This window comes from Streptomyces sp. R-74717, assembly GCF_047305335.1.
GTDB lineage: Bacteria > Actinomycetota > Actinomycetes > Streptomycetales > Streptomycetaceae > Streptomyces > Streptomyces atratus.
Window position 1 is genome coordinate 6,975,802 of the sequence record NZ_CP102361.1, and the last position, 17,722, is coordinate 6,993,523.

11 protein-coding genes are annotated in these 17,722 nt (G+C 69.6%); 5 read left to right on the top strand and 6 right to left on the bottom strand.

Annotation, left to right across the window (positions count from 1 at the left end; all coding sequences use genetic code 11):
- Nucleotides 1-14 precede the first annotated feature (14 nt).
- From NRF20_RS32000 to NRF20_RS32015, 4 genes are all read left to right on the top strand, one after another.
- Entirely contained in the window at nt 15-1,721 is a 1,707-nt protein-coding gene (locus tag NRF20_RS32000; RefSeq protein ID WP_398631496.1) for a carbohydrate-binding module family 20 domain-containing protein, read from the top strand.
- Nucleotides 1,722-1,986: 265 nt separating this feature from the next.
- Nucleotides 1,987-7,299, top strand: coding sequence for a pullulanase-type alpha-1,6-glucosidase (gene pulA, locus NRF20_RS32005; protein WP_413753754.1), 5,313 nt, complete (start codon nt 1,987-1,989; stop codon nt 7,297-7,299).
- Between the two features lie 189 nt (nt 7,300-7,488).
- Nucleotides 7,489-9,522 carry an ATP-binding protein gene (locus NRF20_RS32010; protein ID WP_413753755.1) on the top strand — a complete coding sequence of 678 codons (2,034 nt, stop codon included), beginning with the start codon at nt 7,489-7,491 and terminating at the stop codon, nt 9,520-9,522.
- 161 nt (nt 9,523-9,683) lie between these two features.
- Complete coding sequence (locus NRF20_RS32015; RefSeq protein WP_266365652.1) at nt 9,684-10,031, top strand: 5-carboxymethyl-2-hydroxymuconate Delta-isomerase; 348 nt, start codon at nt 9,684-9,686, stop codon at nt 10,029-10,031.
- A gap of 12 nt (nt 10,032-10,043) precedes the next feature.
- On the opposite strand, the gene NRF20_RS32020 is transcribed toward NRF20_RS32015, so the two are convergent.
- The 4 genes from NRF20_RS32020 to NRF20_RS32035 all read right to left on the bottom strand — a co-directional run bounded on the left by NRF20_RS32020 (nt 10,044) and on the right by NRF20_RS32035 (nt 14,973).
- On the bottom strand, nt 10,044-10,766 hold the full coding sequence (locus NRF20_RS32020) for a TetR/AcrR family transcriptional regulator (protein ID WP_266361834.1): 723 nt from the start codon (nt 10,764-10,766) through the stop codon (nt 10,044-10,046).
- Nucleotides 10,767-10,841: 75 nt separating this feature from the next.
- Nucleotides 10,842-11,636 (bottom strand): XRE family transcriptional regulator, encoded by a 795-nt coding sequence (locus NRF20_RS32025; RefSeq protein ID WP_413753756.1) that lies wholly within the window; start codon nt 11,634-11,636, stop codon nt 10,842-10,844.
- A 604-nt stretch (nt 11,637-12,240) separates the two neighbouring features.
- Nucleotides 12,241-14,190, bottom strand: coding sequence for a hypothetical protein (locus NRF20_RS32030; protein ID WP_413754630.1), 1,950 nt, complete (start codon nt 14,188-14,190; stop codon nt 12,241-12,243).
- A 231-nt stretch (nt 14,191-14,421) separates the two neighbouring features.
- Nucleotides 14,422-14,973, bottom strand: coding sequence for a carboxymuconolactone decarboxylase family protein (locus NRF20_RS32035; protein WP_413753757.1), 552 nt, complete (start codon nt 14,971-14,973; stop codon nt 14,422-14,424).
- A gap of 81 nt (nt 14,974-15,054) precedes the next feature.
- On the opposite strand from NRF20_RS32035, the gene NRF20_RS32040 reads away from it, so the two are divergent.
- On the top strand, nt 15,055-15,558 hold the full coding sequence (locus NRF20_RS32040; RefSeq protein WP_398631501.1) for a MarR family winged helix-turn-helix transcriptional regulator: 504 nt from the start codon (nt 15,055-15,057) through the stop codon (nt 15,556-15,558).
- 199 nt (nt 15,559-15,757) lie between these two features.
- Here the strand turns inward: NRF20_RS32040 and NRF20_RS32045 are convergent, their stop codons facing one another.
- Together NRF20_RS32045 and NRF20_RS32050 are read right to left on the bottom strand one after the other, a co-directional pair.
- Complete coding sequence (locus NRF20_RS32045; protein WP_398629736.1) at nt 15,758-16,405, bottom strand: LuxR C-terminal-related transcriptional regulator; 648 nt, start codon at nt 16,403-16,405, stop codon at nt 15,758-15,760.
- Nucleotides 16,390-17,658 (bottom strand): sensor histidine kinase, encoded by a 1,269-nt coding sequence (locus tag NRF20_RS32050; protein WP_398629735.1) that lies wholly within the window; start codon nt 17,656-17,658, stop codon nt 16,390-16,392. The genes NRF20_RS32045 and NRF20_RS32050 overlap by 16 nt, the downstream gene beginning before the upstream one ends.
- Nucleotides 17,659-17,722 lie beyond the last annotated feature (64 nt).

The following is a 17,722-nucleotide window of genomic DNA, read 5'->3' on the forward strand; positions in this document are numbered from 1 at the left end:
CAGCAGGAGGAAACATGGCACGCAGACCACTGTCTGCAGCGCTCGCCCTGATAGCAGGGGCCGCCGCTCTCGTGGCCCCCACCACGACCGCCCAGGCCTCCACCCCGGGCGACAAGGACGTCACCGCCGTTCTCTTCGAGTGGAAGTTCGACTCCGTGGCCAAGGCGTGCACGGACTCCCTCGGCCCGGCCGGCTACGGCTACGTACAGGTCTCGCCGCCGCAGGAACACATCCAGGGCGGCCAGTGGTGGACCTCGTACCAGCCGGTCGGCTATCGGATCGCCGGACGGCTCGGTGACCGCGCCTCCTTCGCCAACATGGTCAGTACCTGTCACAGCGCGGGCGTCAAGGTCGTCGCCGACTCCGTCATCAACCACATGTCGGCGGGATCGGGCACCGGCACCGGCGGCTCCTCGTACACCAAGTACAACTACCCCGGCGTGTACTCCGCGGCCGACATGGACGACTGCACCGCGCAGATCAGCAACTACCAGGACCGGGCCAACGTCCAGAACTGCGAACTCGTCGGCCTCGCCGACCTGGACACCGGTGAGGACTACGTCCGCGGCAGGATCGCCGCATACCTTGACGATCTGCTCTCCCTCGGCGTCGACGGTTTCCGCATCGACGCCGCCAAGCACATGCCCGCGGCCGATCTCGCCAACATCAAGTCCCGGCTGAGCAACCCCGGCGTCTACTGGAAGCAGGAGGCGATCTACGGCGCGGGCGAGGCAGTCTCGCCCGACGAGTACACCGGCACGGGGGACGTCCAGGAGTTCCGCTACGCCCGCAGCCTCAAGCAGGTCTTCAACAACGAGAACCTCGCCCACCTGAAGAACTTCGGCGAGGGCTGGGGCTTCATGGCGTCGTCGAAGGCCGCGGTCTTCGTCGACAACCACGACACCGAGCGCGGCGGCGACACACTGAACTACAAGGACGGCGCCGACTACACCCTCGCCAGTGTCTTCATGCTGGCCTGGCCGTACGGCTCGCCCGACGTCCACTCCGGCTACGAGTGGACCGACAAGGACGCCGGTCCGCCCAACAGTGGCACGGTGAACGCCTGTTACAGCGACGGCTGGAAGTGCCAGCACGCCTGGCGCGAGATCTCCTCCATGGTCGGCTTCCGCAACACCGCACGAGGCGAGTCCGTCACCGACTGGTGGGACAACGGCGGCGACCAGATCGCGTTCGGCCGCGGCTCCAAGGCGTATGTCGCGATCAACCACGAGGCCTCCTCGCTGACCCGTACGTTCCACACGTCGCTGCCCGCCGGTGACTACTGCGACATCCAGTCCGGCAACGGCGTCACCGTCGACGGCTCCGGCCGGTTCACCGCGACGCTCGGCGCCGACACGGCCCTGGCGCTCCAGGTGAACGCCCGTACCTGCGCGGGCGGCGGCACCACGGACCCGGGCACCAGCACCTCCGGCGCCTCGTTCGGCGTCGGCGCCACCACGCAGCTGGGCCAGAACATCTACGTGACCGGCAACCAGGCCGCCCTCGGCAACTGGAACACCGGCAGTGCGCTGAAGCTCGACCCGGCCACGTACCCGGTCTGGAAGCTCGATGTGAACATGCCTGCCGGTACGTCGTTCGAGTACAAGTACCTCCGCAAGGACGCGAGCGGCAACGTCACCTGGGAGAGCGGCGCGAACCGCACGGCGACGGTGCCGTCCTCCGGCAAGGTCACGCTGACGAGCGACGTCTGGCGCAGCTGAACCCGGTGCCAGGGCCGGGGCGGCTGGCCATGTCGTCCCGGTCCGGGGGCTGAACCGGGGGCCGGTGCCGCATCGGGGCGTCTCCTCGGCTGCCGCAGGCGCCCCGACACCGTGGCGAACCGTCCTATTGCTGCGTCACCCTGCGGGGATCACCCCGATACGTCCCCTCCCGGCGCACCGCCGCCGTCACGTGGGTGTCCCGCCCCGCCACCCAGCCGGTCCGCCCACCCCGAGAACCCCACCCGCACACAAGGAGACCCCGCCCGTGTCCCGTTCCACCCTGAGACGGGGAGCCGTCGCCGCACTCAGCGCGGCGCTCCTCCCCGTCGTTCCGGCGGCATCCGCGTCCGCCGCGCCGAGACCTCCGGGCCCGCCCTCGGACGCCCGGCTGGCAGCCGAGCCCGCCCGTCACGATCTGACGCGTGAACAGTTCTACTTCGTCATGCCCGACCGGTTCGCCGACGGCGACACCTCCAACGACCGCGGCGGCCTCACCGGTTCCCGCCTGGAGACCGGCTACGACCCCACGGACAAGGGCTTCTACCAGGGCGGCGACCTCAAGGGCCTGACCGAGCGGCTCGACTACATCAAGGGTCTCGGCACCACCGCCATCTGGCTCGCCCCGATCTTCAAGAACCGCCCCGTGCAGGGCACCGGCAAGGACGCATCGGCCGGTTACCACGGCTACTGGATCACCGACTTCACCCAGGTCGACCCGCACTTCGGCACCAACGCCGACCTGTCGAAGCTGATCGACAAGGCTCACGGCAAGGGCATGAAGGTCTTCTTCGACGTCATCACCAACCACACCGCGGACACCGTCGACCACGCCGAGAAGGCCTACGGTTACCGGCCGAAGGGTGCCTACCCGTACCTCGACGAGGACGGCCGCCCGTTCGACGACAGCAAGGGCCTGGCGAAGGTGGACGCGGACTCGTTCCCGTACACACCGAAGAACACGGGGAACAAGGTCCCGGCCTGGCTCAACGACCCGACGATGTACCACAACCGCGGCGACTCGACCTACGCCGGTGAGTCCACCACGTACGGCGACTTCTCCGGCCTCGACGACCTGTGGACCGAGCGGCCCGAGGTCGTCTCCGGCATGGAGAAGATCTACGAGAAGTGGGTCCGGGACTTCGATATCGACGGCTTCCGGATCGACACCGTCAAACACGTCGACCTGGACTTCTGGACCCAGTGGGCGACCGCCCTGGACGCCTACGCCGCCGAGCACGGGCGCAAGGACTTCTTCATGTTCGGCGAGGTCTACTCCGCCGACACCGCCATCACCTCGCCCTACGTCACCCGGGGCCGGCTCGACGCGACGCTCGACTTCCCGTTCCAGGAAGCGGCACGCCAGTACGCCTCGCAGGGCGCCCCGGCCTCGAAACTCGCCGCCGTCTTCGGTGACGACTACCGGTACACCACCGACAAGGCCAACGCCTACGAGCAGGTCACCTTCCTCGGCAACCACGACATGGGACGCATCGGCTCGTTCCTGAAGCAGGACAACCCGAAGGCCGATGACGCGGAACTCGTCAAGCGTGCACGGCTCGCCAACGAGCTGATGTTCCTCAGCCGCGGCAACCCCGTCGTCTACTACGGCGACGAACAGGGCTTCACCGGCGCGGGCGGCGACAAGGACGCCCGCCAGACCATGTTCGCCTCGAAGGCCGCCGACTATCTCGACGACGACGAGCTGGGCACCGACCGCACCCACGCCTTCGACGCGTACGACACGAAGCACCCGCTCTACCGGAACATCGCCGCGCTCTCCGAGCTGACCAGGAAGAACCCGGCTCTGCGCAACGGCGTCCAGACCGAGCGCCACGCGGAAGGGTCCGTGTATGCCTTCTCCCGTACGGACCCCGAGCAGGCATACGAGTACGTCGTAGCCGCGAACAACGGCAGCGAGGCCACGACCGTCGAGCTTCCGACGGCCTCGGCAGGCATGAACTTCCGTACGATATACGGTGGTTCGGCCTCTATCCGTAGCGGCGCCGACAAGAAGCTCACCGTCACCGTGCCCGCCCTCTCCAGCATCGTGCTGCGCGCCGGGAAGCCCCTGGACACCCCGGCAGCCAAGCCCTCGATCACGCTGACGGCACCCGCCGCCGGGGCCACCGGCACCGTCGAGATCTCCGCGGATGTCGACGGCGGCTCCCTCGACCGGGTCGTCTTCGCAGCCCAGACCGGCAACGGCAAGTGGGTCACCCTCGGCTCCGCCGACCACGCCCCGTACAAGGTCACCCAGACCGTGGGCGACTCGGTTCCTGCCGGAACCCCCCTTCGGTACAAGGCGGTTGTCGTCGACCGGGCCGGCCGCACCGCGAGCGCCCTCGCGTCGACCACCGCGGGCCGGGCACCCGCCGCCGAGAAGCCCGTCGCAGTCGAGCGCGACTATGCCGTCGTCCACTACAAGCGCGCGGACGGCGACTACGACGGACGCCAGGTCAGGTCCGGCGACACGACAGCCGACTTCATCGGACGGGACGCCTACGGCGCCTTCGCCTGGATCAAGCTCGACGAGGGCACCACCTCGCTCCCGTACACCGTGGAGAAGTCCGGCACCCCCGACGGTCCCCAGCGCAGCATCGATCTCGCGAAGACCGGACAGGTCTGGATCGAGCAGGGCAAGGACGGCCAGGCCGACGAGGCCCCCGACGGCGCCTACCCGCCGCAGGACACCACAAAGGCAGTACTGCACTACTACCGGGCCGACGGCGACTACGACGGCTGGGGGCTGCACACCTGGACCGGTGCCAAGGACCCCACCGACTGGGCCAAGCCGCTCCAGCCGGTGAAGAAGGACGCCTCCGGCGTCACCTTCGAGGTGCCGCTCACCGACGGTGCCACCTCGCTCGGCTACATCCTGCACAAGGGCGACGAGAAGGACCTGCCGAGCGACCAGTCGCTCGACCTCGCCACCTACGGTCACGAGGTCTGGATGCTCGGCTCCACGCCCGGCTATCTGCTGCCGCAGGCCGGCGGCGTACCCACGCCCGACCTCACCAGGGCCGAGGCGCAGTGGATCGACTCCGACACCGTCGTGTGGAAGGTGAAGGCGACCGAAGCCACCAGCCAGCAGCTCGTCTACGCATCGGGCGGCGGCATCTTTGTCGTCGACGGGGCACTCTCCGACGAGGGGCGGTGGCTGCGGCTCGCACCGTCCGCGCTGACCGACGCGCAGAAGGCGAAGTACCCGCACCTCAAGGACTATCCGGCGTTCACCGTCGACGTCCGCGACCGGGACAGGGTGCGCGAGGCGCTGCGCGGCCAGCTGATCGCCACCCAGCGTGCCGCCAACGGTGCGCTGCTCGCCGCCACCGGCGTTCAGAGCGCGGGAGTGCTCGACGACCTCTACGGGAAGAACGCGGCCACCGCCTCGCTCGGCCCGGTCTTCGACCACGGCCGCCCCACGCTGTCCGTCTGGGCCCCCACCGTGCAGACCGTCGCCCTGGAACTCGACGGGAAGAGCGTCCCGATGCGGCGCGACGACCGCACCGGCGTCTGGTCCGTCACGGGCACCGCGAAGTGGACCGGCAAGCCGTACCGCTTCGTGGTGAAGGTGTGGGCGCCCACCGTGCAGAAGATCGTCACCAACAAGGTCACGGACCCGTACTCCACCGCATTGACCACGGACTCCGCGCGCAGCCTCGTGGTCGACCTCGACGACCCGGGCCTCGCACCGAAGGGCTGGTCCGGGCTGGAAAAGCCCGCCGCCGTCCCGCTGCGTGACGCCCGGATCCAGGAGCTGCACATCCGCGACTTCTCGATCGCGGACCGCACCTCGAAGCACCCCGGCGAATACCTCGCCTTCACCGACACCCGCTCCGACGGGATGAAGCACCTCGAACAGCTCGCGGATTCCGGTACCGGCTACGTCCATCTGCTGCCCGCCTTCGACATCGGCACCATTCCCGAGAAGAAGTCCGCCCAGCAGAAGCCGGCCTGCGATCTGTCCGTGTACGCCCCCGACTCCGAGGAGCAGCAGGCCTGCGTGGCGAAGACCGCGGCGCAGGACGGGTTCAACTGGGGCTACGACCCGCTGCACTACACCGTCCCGGAGGGTTCGTACGCCTCCGACCCGAACGGCACGCGGCGGACCGTCGAGTTCCGGCAGATGGTGCAGGGGCTGAACGGCGCGGGTCTGCGCACCGTCATGGACGTCGTCTACAACCACACCGTGGCCTCCGGCCAGGACGACAAGTCCGTGCTCGACCGGATCGTGCCCGGCTACTACCAGCGGCTGCTGGAGGACGGCACCGTCGCCACCTCCACCTGCTGCGCCAACACCGCACCCGAGAACACCATGATGGGCAAGCTCGTCGTGGACTCGGTCGTCACCTGGGCCAAGGAGTACAAGGTCGACGGCTTCCGCTTCGACCTGATGGGCCACCATCCCAAGGCCAACATCCTTGCCGTCCGCAAGGCGCTCGACGCGCTGACCGTGGCCAAGGACGGCGTCGACGGCAAGAAGATCATCCTGTACGGGGAGGGCTGGAACTTCGGCGAGATCGCCGACGACGCCCGCTTCGTCCAGGCCACCCAGAAGAACATGGCCGGCACCGGCATCGCCACCTTCTCCGACCGGTCCCGCGACGCCGTCCGCGGCGGCAGCCCATTCGACGAGGACCCGGGCGTGCAGGGCTTCGCCACCGGCCTCTACACCGACCCCAACACCTCGGCCGCCAATGGCACGAAGGCCGAACAGAAGGCCCGGCTGCTCCACTACCAGGACCTGATCAAGGTCGGCCTCACCGGCAACCTCGCCGGCTACACCTTCACCGACTCCTCCGGCAACACGGTCAAGGGGTCCGGCGTCGACTACAACGGCGCCCCGGCCGGATACGCGGCGGCCCCCGGTGACGCCCTCGCCTACGCGGACGCCCACGACAACGAGTCGCTGTACGACGCACTCGCGTTCAAGCTACCGGCGGGCACATCAGCGGCGGACCGGGCCCGTATGCAGGTCCTGGCGATGGCGACGGCCACCCTCTCGCAGGGGCCCTCGCTCTCCCAGGCGGGCACCGATCTGCTGCGCTCCAAGTCCCTGGACCGCAACTCGTACGACAGCGGCGACTGGTTCAACGCCCTGCACTGGGACTGCCGCGACGGCAACGGCTTCGGCCGCGGACTGCCCCCGGCCGCGGACAACGAGTCCAAGTGGTCCTATGCCAGGCCGCTGCTGACCGCGGCCGCGCTCAGCCCCGGCTGCGCACAGATCAACGGCGCGTCCGCCGCGTACCAGGACCTGCTCACCATCCGCTCCACGGAGAAGGACTTCGGCCTCTCCACCACCGAGCAGGTCCAGTCCGCCCTTTCCTTCCCGCTCTCCGGGAGGGACGAGACGCCGGGTGTGATCACCATGAGGCTCGGAAAGCTGGTGGTCGTCCTCAACGCGACCCCCGGCACCGAGACCCAGAAGATCGCCGGCCTGGCCGGACAGCAGTACGCCCTGCATCCCATTCAGGCTGCGGGCGCGGATTCTACCGTCAAAGAGTCGACGTACGAGAGGAGTTCGGGAAGCTTCACCGTCCCGGGACGCACGGTGGCGGTGTTTTCCCTGAGCTGAGCCGTACGGGACTACGTTGAGAGGCAGCAGCCGCCGGGGAGTGCCGCGACACCGCACTCCCGGGCGTGCCCTCCTACCCCCCGGCCGGTCCCGGCCCCTTTCCGGTACGCCAGGCGTCCTCCCATGCCTGCGCGGTACGGGAATCAGGGGCCGGGACCGGCCGGTCCACCTGTTTCGGCGACGGTGACCATGGCGAGCAACATCCCCGAGGAGACAACGAGCTTTGTCGGACGGAAAGCGGAACTTGCCAGGCTCGAACACAGCCTCGCCGCACACCGGCTGACCACACTCACCGGCACCGGCGGTGTCGGCAAGACCAGACTCGCGGTCCGCGCGGCCCGGCACGCGGCGGCCGGACACCGCGACGGCACATGGTGGGCGGATCTCTCACCGCTCCACGACGACGGACTGCTCATCGCGACCGTCTCCGACGCGGTCGGGCTCTGTGACCACACCCTGCGCATGCCCATCGACGCACTGTGCGAATGGCTCGTCGACAAGGAGCTGCTGCTGGTCCTCGACTCCTGCGAGCATCTGCGCTCCGCGTGCGCGCATCTGCTCGGCGAAATCCTCACCACGTCACCCGGCCTCACCGTGCTCGCCACCAGCCGGCAGCCCCTGGGCATCAAGGGCGAGCAGCTCGTCGAGGTGGAACCGTTGCCCATCGAGGGCGCGGCCGACGCACTGACCCTGTTCCGGGACCGGGCAGCCGCGGCGGCCCCGGGGCTCGCCCTCGACGCGCCGGGCAACGCCGAGGCCGCCGCCGAGATCTGCCGCCGCCTCGAAGGCATTCCGCTCGCCATCGAACTCGCGGCGGGAGCTCTCGGCCGGGACACCGTCGAACAGGTCGCCGTACGGATCGGCTCCCGCTTCGACGTACCGACCGACGAATCTCTCCAGCTGCCGCGCCACCGCACCCTGCGCACCGCCATCGGCTGGAGCCACGAGCTGTGCACACCCCTGGAACGGCTGCTCTGGGCCCGGCTGACCGTCCTGCGCGGCGACTTCGACGAGGCCGCGGCCCGGGAGGTCTGCGCCGAAGGGCCGCTCACCGAGGACGGTGTGACCGAGGCGCTGAACGGCCTGGTCGCCAAGTCGGTCGTCGGACGGGACGGCGTACGGCACCGCATGCTCGACACCATCCGCGAGTACGGACGGATGTGGCTCGCCGAGCTCGGCGAGGAACGGGCCGCCGCCGACCGCCACGCCGCCTGCTTCCTCAGCCTTTCACGCCACGCCCACGCGGGCTGGACCGGCGACGAACAGATCACCTGGTACCACCGCATCGCCGAGTCGCACGCAGACCTGTGTGCCGCCCTCGACCACCTGCTGGCCCATGACACCGGGGCCGCCCAGGAGATGGCGGGCCGGATCGGCTTCTTCTGGTGCTGCTGCGGTCATCTGCCGCAGACCCGCGAATACGCCCAGCGCGCCCTGGACGCCGGACCGGCCGAGGGCCCCCACCGCACCCGCGCCCTGTGGGTGCTGGGCATCACCGTCATGCTCCAGGGCGACTACCCGGCCGCCCGGCGCCTGGGCAGGGAGTGCACCAGAGCGGCGGCCCGCGACGGGACGGACGAGGGCATCCTTGCCGCCGCCTATCTGTGCGGCCTCACCCATCTGATGACCGGCCGCCCCGAGGCGAGCCTCCGCCAGGTCGACCGGGTACTGCGCACCACCGGAGCCGCCACCCCGCTCGAAACCGCCTACCGGCTGCGCTGCCACCTCATCACCGTCTTCGCCCTGACCAGCCTCGGCCGACTGGACGAGGCGGCGGAGGCGGCCATGATCCTGCGCGCGGCCTGCGAGGCCCAGGACGAGTGCTGGACCCGCAGTTACGTCGACTACCAACTCGCCCTGATCGCCCTGCTGCAGGGCGACGCAGAAGCCTCCGCCGCCCACGCCCGCTCGATGCTCGCGGGCAAGCACCGTCTCCGGGACAGCTTCGGCATCGCGCTCGGCCTGGACATTCTGGCCGCGGCGATCGCCGCCCAGGGCGCGGGCGCCCGCGCCGCCCGGGTGTACGGCACGGGACAGGTCTACTGGCGCATGGTCGGCCACCCGCAACGCGGCACCCCGGAACTGGGCCCCCTGCGCGAGGCCTGCGAACGCCAGGCCCGCGCGGCCGTCGGCGACGCCGCCTACCAACGCGCCTTCGAAAGGGGCCGCGCGGACAACGCGGAGGTGGGCCTCGCGGCCGCGCTCCAGGGCGAACCGCTCTAGTGCGATGCGCCGCACATCACACTAGGACCTGTCCGAGGACCTGAGAGCGCCAGGAGCACCCGGATCAAGAAACGAATCCTCTTGTGCGGTCATGCCGGTCAGCGTAAATGTGAGGTCCGACAACCGGCCGTACCCGCTGTACTCGCACCCAGGAGCGCATGATGCCGCAGATCACCGTCGACTACTCCGCCGAGCTCGACGACAGCTTCGACCGCCGCGGCTTCGCACTCGCCCTGCACCCGCTGGTCGCCGAGACGGTCACCACGAAGATCGCCGCCTGCAAGACCCGCTTCCGGCGCATCGAGGAATTCGTGGCGGGCGACGCGGCCACCGGCGACGCGGTCCTGAACGTTTCGATCGCCCTGCTGCCCGGCCGCAGCGAAGAGCTCAAGGCACAGCTGACCGATTCCGTACTGGAGCTGCTGGCCGCCCACCTCGAGCCCGTCGACGTCACCGTCCACGCGTCGGCGGAGACCCGCGATCTGGACCCGTCCTACCGCAAGCGCTGAGCCACGCAGCCGTTACGGCAGCCGCTGCACGGGAACGGCCGGCACGGCAGGCGCCAGAGCCAAGAGCCGGTTCAACAGCTCCCCGAACGGTCCGTCCGCCGGCTCCTGCGCGAAGACCCGCAACACGATGCCCGCCATCTCCGTGTTGTACGCGGCACTCACCGCGGCCAGCGCCGCGAAGTCGTGCACCAGCTGCAACTCCAGCTCCTCGCGCGGAATTCGCCGCCCGTCCAGCCAGATCAGCGCCGTCGACTCGGCCAGCGAAACCCACGACCGCACGACCAACTCCAGCCGCGCCGGGGGAGCTTCGACCCCCAGATGGGCCAGGATCTGCTCGTAGGCCGCCTGCCGCACCCCGTCGATCATCGCGTTCGCCGTCGACGATCCGACCGCGGGCCCGCCCCGCATCAGCGCCGAGAACCCCGGACCGTGCTCCTCGACAAAGTCGAAGAACCGTCCCATCACCCTCAACAGCCGTGCCCCGAGCGGCCCTTCACGCGGCTCCACGAACCGCGCCGCCAACTCGTCGGCCGCCCGCCGCAGCGCCGCCTCGTACAGGCTCTGCTTCCCCGGAAAGTAGTGATAGACCAACGGCCGCGAGATCCCCGCAGCGGCAGCGATCTCGTCGATCGACACCTCGTCCGGGGAGCGGTGACTGAACAACTCCAGCGCGACACCGATCAACTGCTGCCTGCGCTCCTCGACGCCCATCCTGCGCCGCACCCCGGTCGTCATGGTGGACAGGGTACCCAGTGGGGCGGTGGGGAGCAGACTTCGGCGGCCCGCCGCCCCCGTGCCTGGGCTCCGCCGTCATTCGGGAATGCGGCTGTACTGCTCAAGTGTCGCCTTACTGGTGGACGTATCCATGAGTCGCAGTTCCCACGGGCCGGTGTTGACGTCGAAGTCTTTCCCGAAGCCAACCCATTTCCCGGCCAGGCGGCGGCCGGTCGGCTCCGCCAGCAGTTGCAGCGCTCCGTGATATCTGGCGCCCTGGTAATAGCCGTTGGAGGCGGTCTGTTCGGTCCACGACCCTGTGATGACATTCTGGTCCAACGTCAGATCCAGCGTGAGCGGGCTGTTGTCGTTCGATGAGGCCCCTGGCAGGCTGCGGCCTGTGATCCGGTTTCCGTGCTGTACCAGGATCACGTAGTGCTTGCCCTCGTGTGCGGACTCACGGCCGGAAGAGAAGTATTCGTATCTCGACAGCCATACACCGGCATAGCTCCGGCCTGCGGACTGAGTCTTCATCTGCGGTCCTGGAACGGCGGGACCGACGCCGTGAGTTCCTGTCAGACCTTCCGGCTCCATGTCATGACCTCCCGCTCCGTCGTTGTGGACGCGGGCCATTGGGACGGGGAGCGTGAAACCCAGTTCCTCGATGGTGCGCCCGGTGAGGTATTCCAAGGCTCTTGCGTAGAGGGGCCGGGGCGAACGACTTACACCGGATTCCCAGCGCTGTACAAGCCGTTTGCTTGCGTCGTTGGGCTCCCGCAGCTCGTCGCCCACCCTGCGGAGAGCCTTGGCGAGGTCGTCCTGGCTCATTCGCAGACCGATGCGGACTGCGCGGAGAGCGTCGTTCGGCCCTGCAGCAGCGTTGCTCGTCATGTCAGCAGGCTAGACCCGACTCAGCTCCAATGACACCGATTTGACGCCCTCGGTATGTCTCTCTTGGGACGCCTTGTCTGCCGTCGCAGTGACTGGCGAATCTCTCGACCATGGGTGCCATGACCTCGATCAGGACGACGATGGACAGGCCCGTTCACCTCGGTGACCCGAGCGGCGAAAGAACACCTGCGGGCGACGCCCGCTGCGACGTGTGCAGGGCACTGCGGAGGCAGCGTGCGGATGCGCGAGACCGCGGTGATCGCTCCGCCGAAACCGACTGCAATGTGGAGTTGGCCGAGCACCCCGCACACAAGAGGCGGTGATCTGCGGTGTGCGCGGGTGGCCCGGTCTCGGCCAGGGACCCGCTTTCGGGCGGGATGGGCCATCACGTTCGGGGCGTGCCGGTGAGACAGGACTCACTCCTGCTCACTGCCCAGGAACGGTGTCTTCTCCCAGGCGAAGGAGACCTTGCGGGCCTTGAGCTGCGTGCGCTCCGACGCGACCGGCGCTGGCTGCGTGTTAGACATGTTGTCAATGTACTGATGGGTAAGCCGCGGGAACAGGGTCGCGCAGCGAATTCCTGACCCCCGGGTAAGGCCGGGCGTCAGCGCAGGGCGCCCACCCGACTGCCGTCCGTCAGCATCCCGTTCAGCCGTGCCCGGTCGCCCGCCCGGGCCGGTACGGCGAGGAGACGGCTGTCGGACCGCCCCTCCACCCCGCCCGAGGTGGTCAGCGAGGCGAACTGCTCGCTGCCTGCGGCCAGTACGTACCAGCGTCCGCCGTGCGACTTCCACAGCACCCCGGCCAGCACCCGCGGATCGCGCATCCCGCAGGCCGGTGTGTCCTCGGCCCGGGCCGCGACCGCCCCGGGCGGGCCGCCTGTTGCCACGGACGGTGCCGACGGGGCCTGGAACTGGGCGAGGACCCGGCTTCCGGTGCCGCGCCAGGTCTCCGCCCTGGTGCAGAGCCAGTGCGCGGAGCCGTTGTCCTCGGGCAGCAACTGCTCGGCGTACTGCCAGGAGTTCACCGACCGTACGCCGTGCGAACGGACCGAGGGCAGCAGGCAGGCGGTCCGCGCCCAGCTGTCCCGCTCCGCCCGCCCGGAGACATCGTGCGCCGCCGACGGCGGGCCCGACGTCAGCCGGGCGGGGGTCAGCTCGCCGAGGTCCGTCAGCAGACGCGTCGCCGAGCCGTCACGCAGCTCGATGGCATCCCAGGCGCGGCAGCTCCCGGGCGTCGCCGGGCTGGTCAGCGCGGCGGTCACGCCGTCGGGGGTGCGGCGCAGCGGCCGCGGGGCGCTGCCCGGCGCGAGCAGATTCCGTACGGAGACCGCATGCACCCAGGGCGCGGTGAGATAGCGGACCCGGTCGCGTGTACGGCCCGCGATCAGGGCGCCCGCCGAGGCCATGTCCGCACCGTCGACCCGGGCGAAGTCGAGCGCCACGCCCCCGGCCGGAGAGGCGTCACGCGGCTCCGCGTACCGCACGATGCGCAGCCCGTCGTAGAACAGCACCACCGTCGCCCGGTCCACCTCGCCCGCGTACAGCAGTTGCGGCACACCCATCGGCGGGCCGACAGGCGTCCTCGGAGTCGCCGACGCACGCACCACGCCGTCCGGATGCGCCCATACGGTGAGCGCCCGTCGCAGCAGCCGGGTGTCTCCGGCGCGGTCGCCACGGGTGGGCCAGGCGGTGAAATCGGTACGGGGCGAGCGCCGCCAGAACGTTGTCGACACCCGGTGCAACGCACCCGGATCCAGGGCCTGTTCGGCGGCGGCGTTACGGGTGTACGGCGATACGGGCGCAGTTCCGCGCCCCCGGTCGTCGCCTGCCCGGCCGTTGCCCGGCAGCCCCAGCAGCGCCCCGCACACCAGCAGCGCCGCGACGGCCGCCACCGCCGCCTTCGCGTGCTGCCGGCGGCGCAGCAGATCCGGTGGGCGGGCCTGGAGCGAACAGGCGTCGAACTCCGGGGAGCCGAGAAGCGCGTACGGCGCCGAAACACCCTCGGCCTCCGCGAGCGCCGCATGCGGGTCGGTCACCCCGGCAGCGGCGAGGGCCCGCCGCACCTCCGCATCGGGCAGCCGCTCCAGTCCGCGCAGCACACAGGCGGCGCGGGCGGGAGCGGAGAGGGCCGACAGTGCCTGGTCCAGGGCGAGTTCATCCGATCCGCCGGAATGCGGAAACAGCCGCAGCCCCCACACCAGCGGAAGGAGGGGTGCCACCCGGACGCGGCGCAGTGGACGGCCCGCCTCCAGCGCCCCATGCAGCACCCTCCCGCGGACGTACGCATAGGACGGATCCACCACCACCGCACCGGCGGACCTGCGTGGTGGTGGAACACGGCCCTCGGCCACACACCCTGCCCTGCGCCCCGACAGAAGCGCCCGCTGGGCCAGGGCGTGTGCCGTCAGAACACGGCGATGGCAGCCGAGGGACGGCGGCAGTACGAGATAGCCGAGCCGGACGAGTCGCGGATAGCGCTCGACGAGCGCGGCCCCGGCCTGCTTCACATCGGCCGGGGCGGCTGCGGAAGGTACCTCTGGCAGTGGGCGCACGTTCAACGGAACGAGCGAATCGTGCGATGGTCACCCCGGTGCGTTCATGTGCGATGCACCGGGTCACCCCCTCACGACAGCTGCCATCCGCTGAACTCGACAGTGCCGCGCAACCCGCTCCCGCCGTTCCTCGCGCGCGGGTCGCCCGTACGGCCCCGGCGTGCGGTCCGTTCAGTCGGTCGCGGAATTCGCGGGAAGCTCCATCCGTAGACCGGATGGAATGCCCAAGTCTCAGGCGAAGGCCGCCATTTGGGGGTCCAGTGGCGCCCCGGTCATCCGGTTGCCCAGCGTCGATATCGTGTACGCGCCGATGCCCAGGACCACTTCCAGTGCGTTGCGGGCGGTGTATCCGTGGGCCAGGAACGCCTGGAGTGTCTTGTCGTCGACGGCTCCGGACGTCGCGATCGCCGACAGGGTGAACTGTCGTACGGATTCGAGTCGTTCATCCGGCAGGGTGCGTGCCTCCGGCTCGCGCAGTGCTGCGATCAGCTCGGGATCCGCACCGAGTGCGGTGAGCTTCGCGGTATGCATCGCCACACAGACGTGGCAGTCGTTGCGGGTGGCCATCGTCATGATCAGGACCTCTCGGGAGAGCGGGTCCAGGGTGGAGGACTCGAAGATGGCGCTGATCTTCAGGAAGCCGTCGAGCAGCTCCGGTGATGCGGCGAGCCGGGCGACGGCGGCGGGCAGATAGCCCTGCTTCGTCGTCACCGCCTCCATGGTGCGGCGGGCGGCGGCGGGGGCGGATTCGAGGGTGTGGTCGGGGAACGCGGATGCGGGCATGGCTGACCTCTCCTGTGGATGCTCACACTAGAATCGACAACGTGATTGACGAAAAAGTAAACCAGATTGTCGAGTTTCGCAATGGCTGAGCGAGAGGTCGAGCCGGGAGCGCGGTCGTCCGCGGCCGGCGGGGCGGGCTTCGAACTGCCCCTGCTGCTGTTCGCCGGATTCCGTTCGATCATCGACGAGTTGCATCGTGAGCTGGCCGAGCACGGTCACCCCGACGTGCGGCCCGCGTACGGCTTCGCGCTCCAGGCCGTCGGCCGTGACGGTGCGACGGCCAGCGAGATCGGCCGACGGCTCGGGGTCTCCAAGCAGGCCGCCGGGAAGACCGTCGAGAAGCTCGAAGGTCTCGGGTACGTGGAGCGCGTCGACGATCCCCGGGACGGACGGCGCAAGCTGGTCCGGCTGACCGCGCGGGGCATCGACGTCCTGGTCAGATCGGCCGAGGGGTTCGACCGGCTGCGTGCCGAGTGGGTCCGGGTGCTCGGTGCCGATCGGGTGCGTGCGATGGAGGCCGATCTGCGTGCGATGGCGCCCGCGAGCGCATTCCGGCTCGATGCGGCGGGGTGGTTCAACGACTGAGGCGGCGTCGGGGTTGTGCTCGGGCCTTGCGTTCCGGCTTGGGCTTTATCGGCGAGAGGCAGGACGTATGTTGGGTGCACCCTTCCGGCAGGTCGCTCTTTGCGGCAACATGCGCACGTCGGTACCCAAGAGATCCGACCATCCTGGCCGCGCGACCCCCACCGGGGTCGCGCGGCCTTCCGGGCCCGAGGTGTGTGATTCAGCCCCGGTCCAGATAGGCGAGCACCGCGAGAACACGGCGGTTGTCGTCGTCGGACGGCGGCAGGCCGAGCTTCCCGAAGATGTTCGAGGTGTGCTTGGCCACCGCCCGCTCCGTGATCACCATATGCGAGGAGATCGCCGCGTTCGAACGGCCCTGTGCCATCAGCTCCATGACCTCCAGTTCACGCGGAGTCAGCCCGCCCATCGGCTTGTCCTGCGAGCGCCGCGACAGCAACTGCGAGATCACCTGCGGGTCCATCGCGGTGCCGCCCGCGGCGACCCTGCGTACCGCATCGATGAACTGCTCCGCGTCGAAGACCCGGTCCTTGAGCAGATAGCCGATGCCCCCGTTGCCGTCCGCCAGCAGCTCGCGCGCGTACAGCTGCTCCACATGCTGCGAGAGCACGAGCACCGGCAGCCCCGGCCTGGCCTGCCGGGCCGCCAGCGCGCACTGCAGGCCCTCGTCCGTGTGGGACGGTGGAAGCCGGACGTCGACGACCGCGACGTCCGGCGCCAACTCGTCCAGGGCCCGGGTCAGTTCGGGCCCGGTCTCCACAGCTGCCGCGATCTCGAAGTCGTATGCCTCCAGTAGGCGGACCAGCCCGTCGCGCAGCAGGAAGAGATCTTCGGCTAGGACAACTCGCAAGGGATCTCCATGGTCACCATGGTGGGACCGCCCGCGGGGCTGCTGACGGCCATGATGCCGTCGAATGTACCGAGTCGGCGTTCGATTCCGGTCAGGCCCGAGCCGGATCCGATCGCCGCACCGCCCCTGCCGTTGTCCGTGACGGAGACCCGCAGCATGGCGTCCGCGTGGTGGATGTCCACCCAGACGCGGTCGGCCCCCGAGTGCTTGGCGGCATTCGTCAGCGTCTCGCTCACCGCGAAGTACGCGGCCGACTCGATCGCGGCGTCCGCCCGGCCGCTCAGCTCCACCCGGACCTCCGACGCGAAGGGCAGCCGCAGCGCCAACGCCCTGACCGCGTCACCGAGTCCGCGTTCGGCGAGGACCGGCGGGTGGATGCCCCGGACCAGATCGCGCAGCTCCGTGAGGGCTTCGGCCGATGACTCGCGGGCCATGGCGAGGAGTTTCTTCGCCTGCGCCGGATCCTTCTCGATGAGCGCCTCCACGGTGCCCAGGTTCATGCCCATGGCGACCAGCCTGGCCTGCGCACCGTCGTGCAGGTCGCGCTCGATGCGCCGCAGTTCAAAGGCCGCGGTGTCCACGGCCTCGTGCCGGGTCTCGGTCAGGCGGTCGATGCGCCGGGCCAGCTCCTGCTCATGGGTGGGGGCCAGTACTGAACGGGCGATCACGAAGTGCAGCCGCAGCAGCCGTTCACTGACCAGCACGCCGGTCGCGAAGAGCACCACACCGAGCGCGGCGGCGGCAAGCCCCGTCGCCTGGCTGTCGACCGGAACGAACGCGTACCAGTAGCGGTCGTCGGTGAAGACCCGCCACAGGCCCGCCGCCAGGACGAAACCCTCCACCGGGTAGAGCAGCAGTGCGCCGGCCACGATCGACACCACATAGCCGGCCGTCATGTCGACCAGCAGCCACCGGATGTCCCGCCAGGTCGCCGGGTCCTTCAGCAGCAGCGTGGTCCGCTCCACCTGCCCGGTGAATCCGGTGCGCAGATCCTTCGGGAAGGGACGGTACGGGACCGGAATGCGGATATCGGACCAGGTGACCGCGAGCAGCCGGCGCCGGTTGGCGTGCTTGCGGACCAGCTCCAGTACGTACGGGGTGGTGACCAGGCCGATGCCCAGCGGGATGAAGGCGATGGAGAGCACCGTCCATACGAAGAGGGTGATCGACCCGGCCAGGCTGGCGATCGACAGCACGACTCCCCGCCCGGCGGCCAGCAGCGCCCCCCGTACCCGGGCCCGTATCGCGTTCATCTCGGTCCATCTCCCCTCGCCGGGCTTGCCGGGCCCTCGTGTCAGCCCCGGTCCGCACACAGTC

Bases quoted from the DNA above. Each gene is read 5' to 3' on its own strand.
- NRF20_RS32000 (WP_398631496.1), top strand. From the start codon at position 15: ATGGCACGCAGACCACTGTCTGCAGCGCTCGCCCTGATAGCAGGGGCC.
- NRF20_RS32010 (WP_413753755.1), top strand. From the start codon at position 7,489: ATGGCGAGCAACATCCCCGAGGAGACAACGAGCTTTGTCGGACGGAAA.
- NRF20_RS32015 (WP_266365652.1), top strand. From the start codon at position 9,684: ATGCCGCAGATCACCGTCGACTACTCCGCCGAGCTCGACGACAGCTTC.
- NRF20_RS32020 (WP_266361834.1), bottom strand. From the start codon at position 10,766: ATGACGACCGGGGTGCGGCGCAGGATGGGCGTCGAGGAGCGCAGGCAG.
- NRF20_RS32025 (WP_413753756.1), bottom strand. From the start codon at position 11,636: ATGACGAGCAACGCTGCTGCAGGGCCGAACGACGCTCTCCGCGCAGTC.
- NRF20_RS32035 (WP_413753757.1), bottom strand. From the start codon at position 14,973: ATGCCCGCATCCGCGTTCCCCGACCACACCCTCGAATCCGCCCCCGCC.
- NRF20_RS32040 (WP_398631501.1), top strand. From the start codon at position 15,055: ATGGCTGAGCGAGAGGTCGAGCCGGGAGCGCGGTCGTCCGCGGCCGGC.
- NRF20_RS32050 (WP_398629735.1), bottom strand. From the start codon at position 17,658: ATGAACGCGATACGGGCCCGGGTACGGGGGGCGCTGCTGGCCGCCGGG.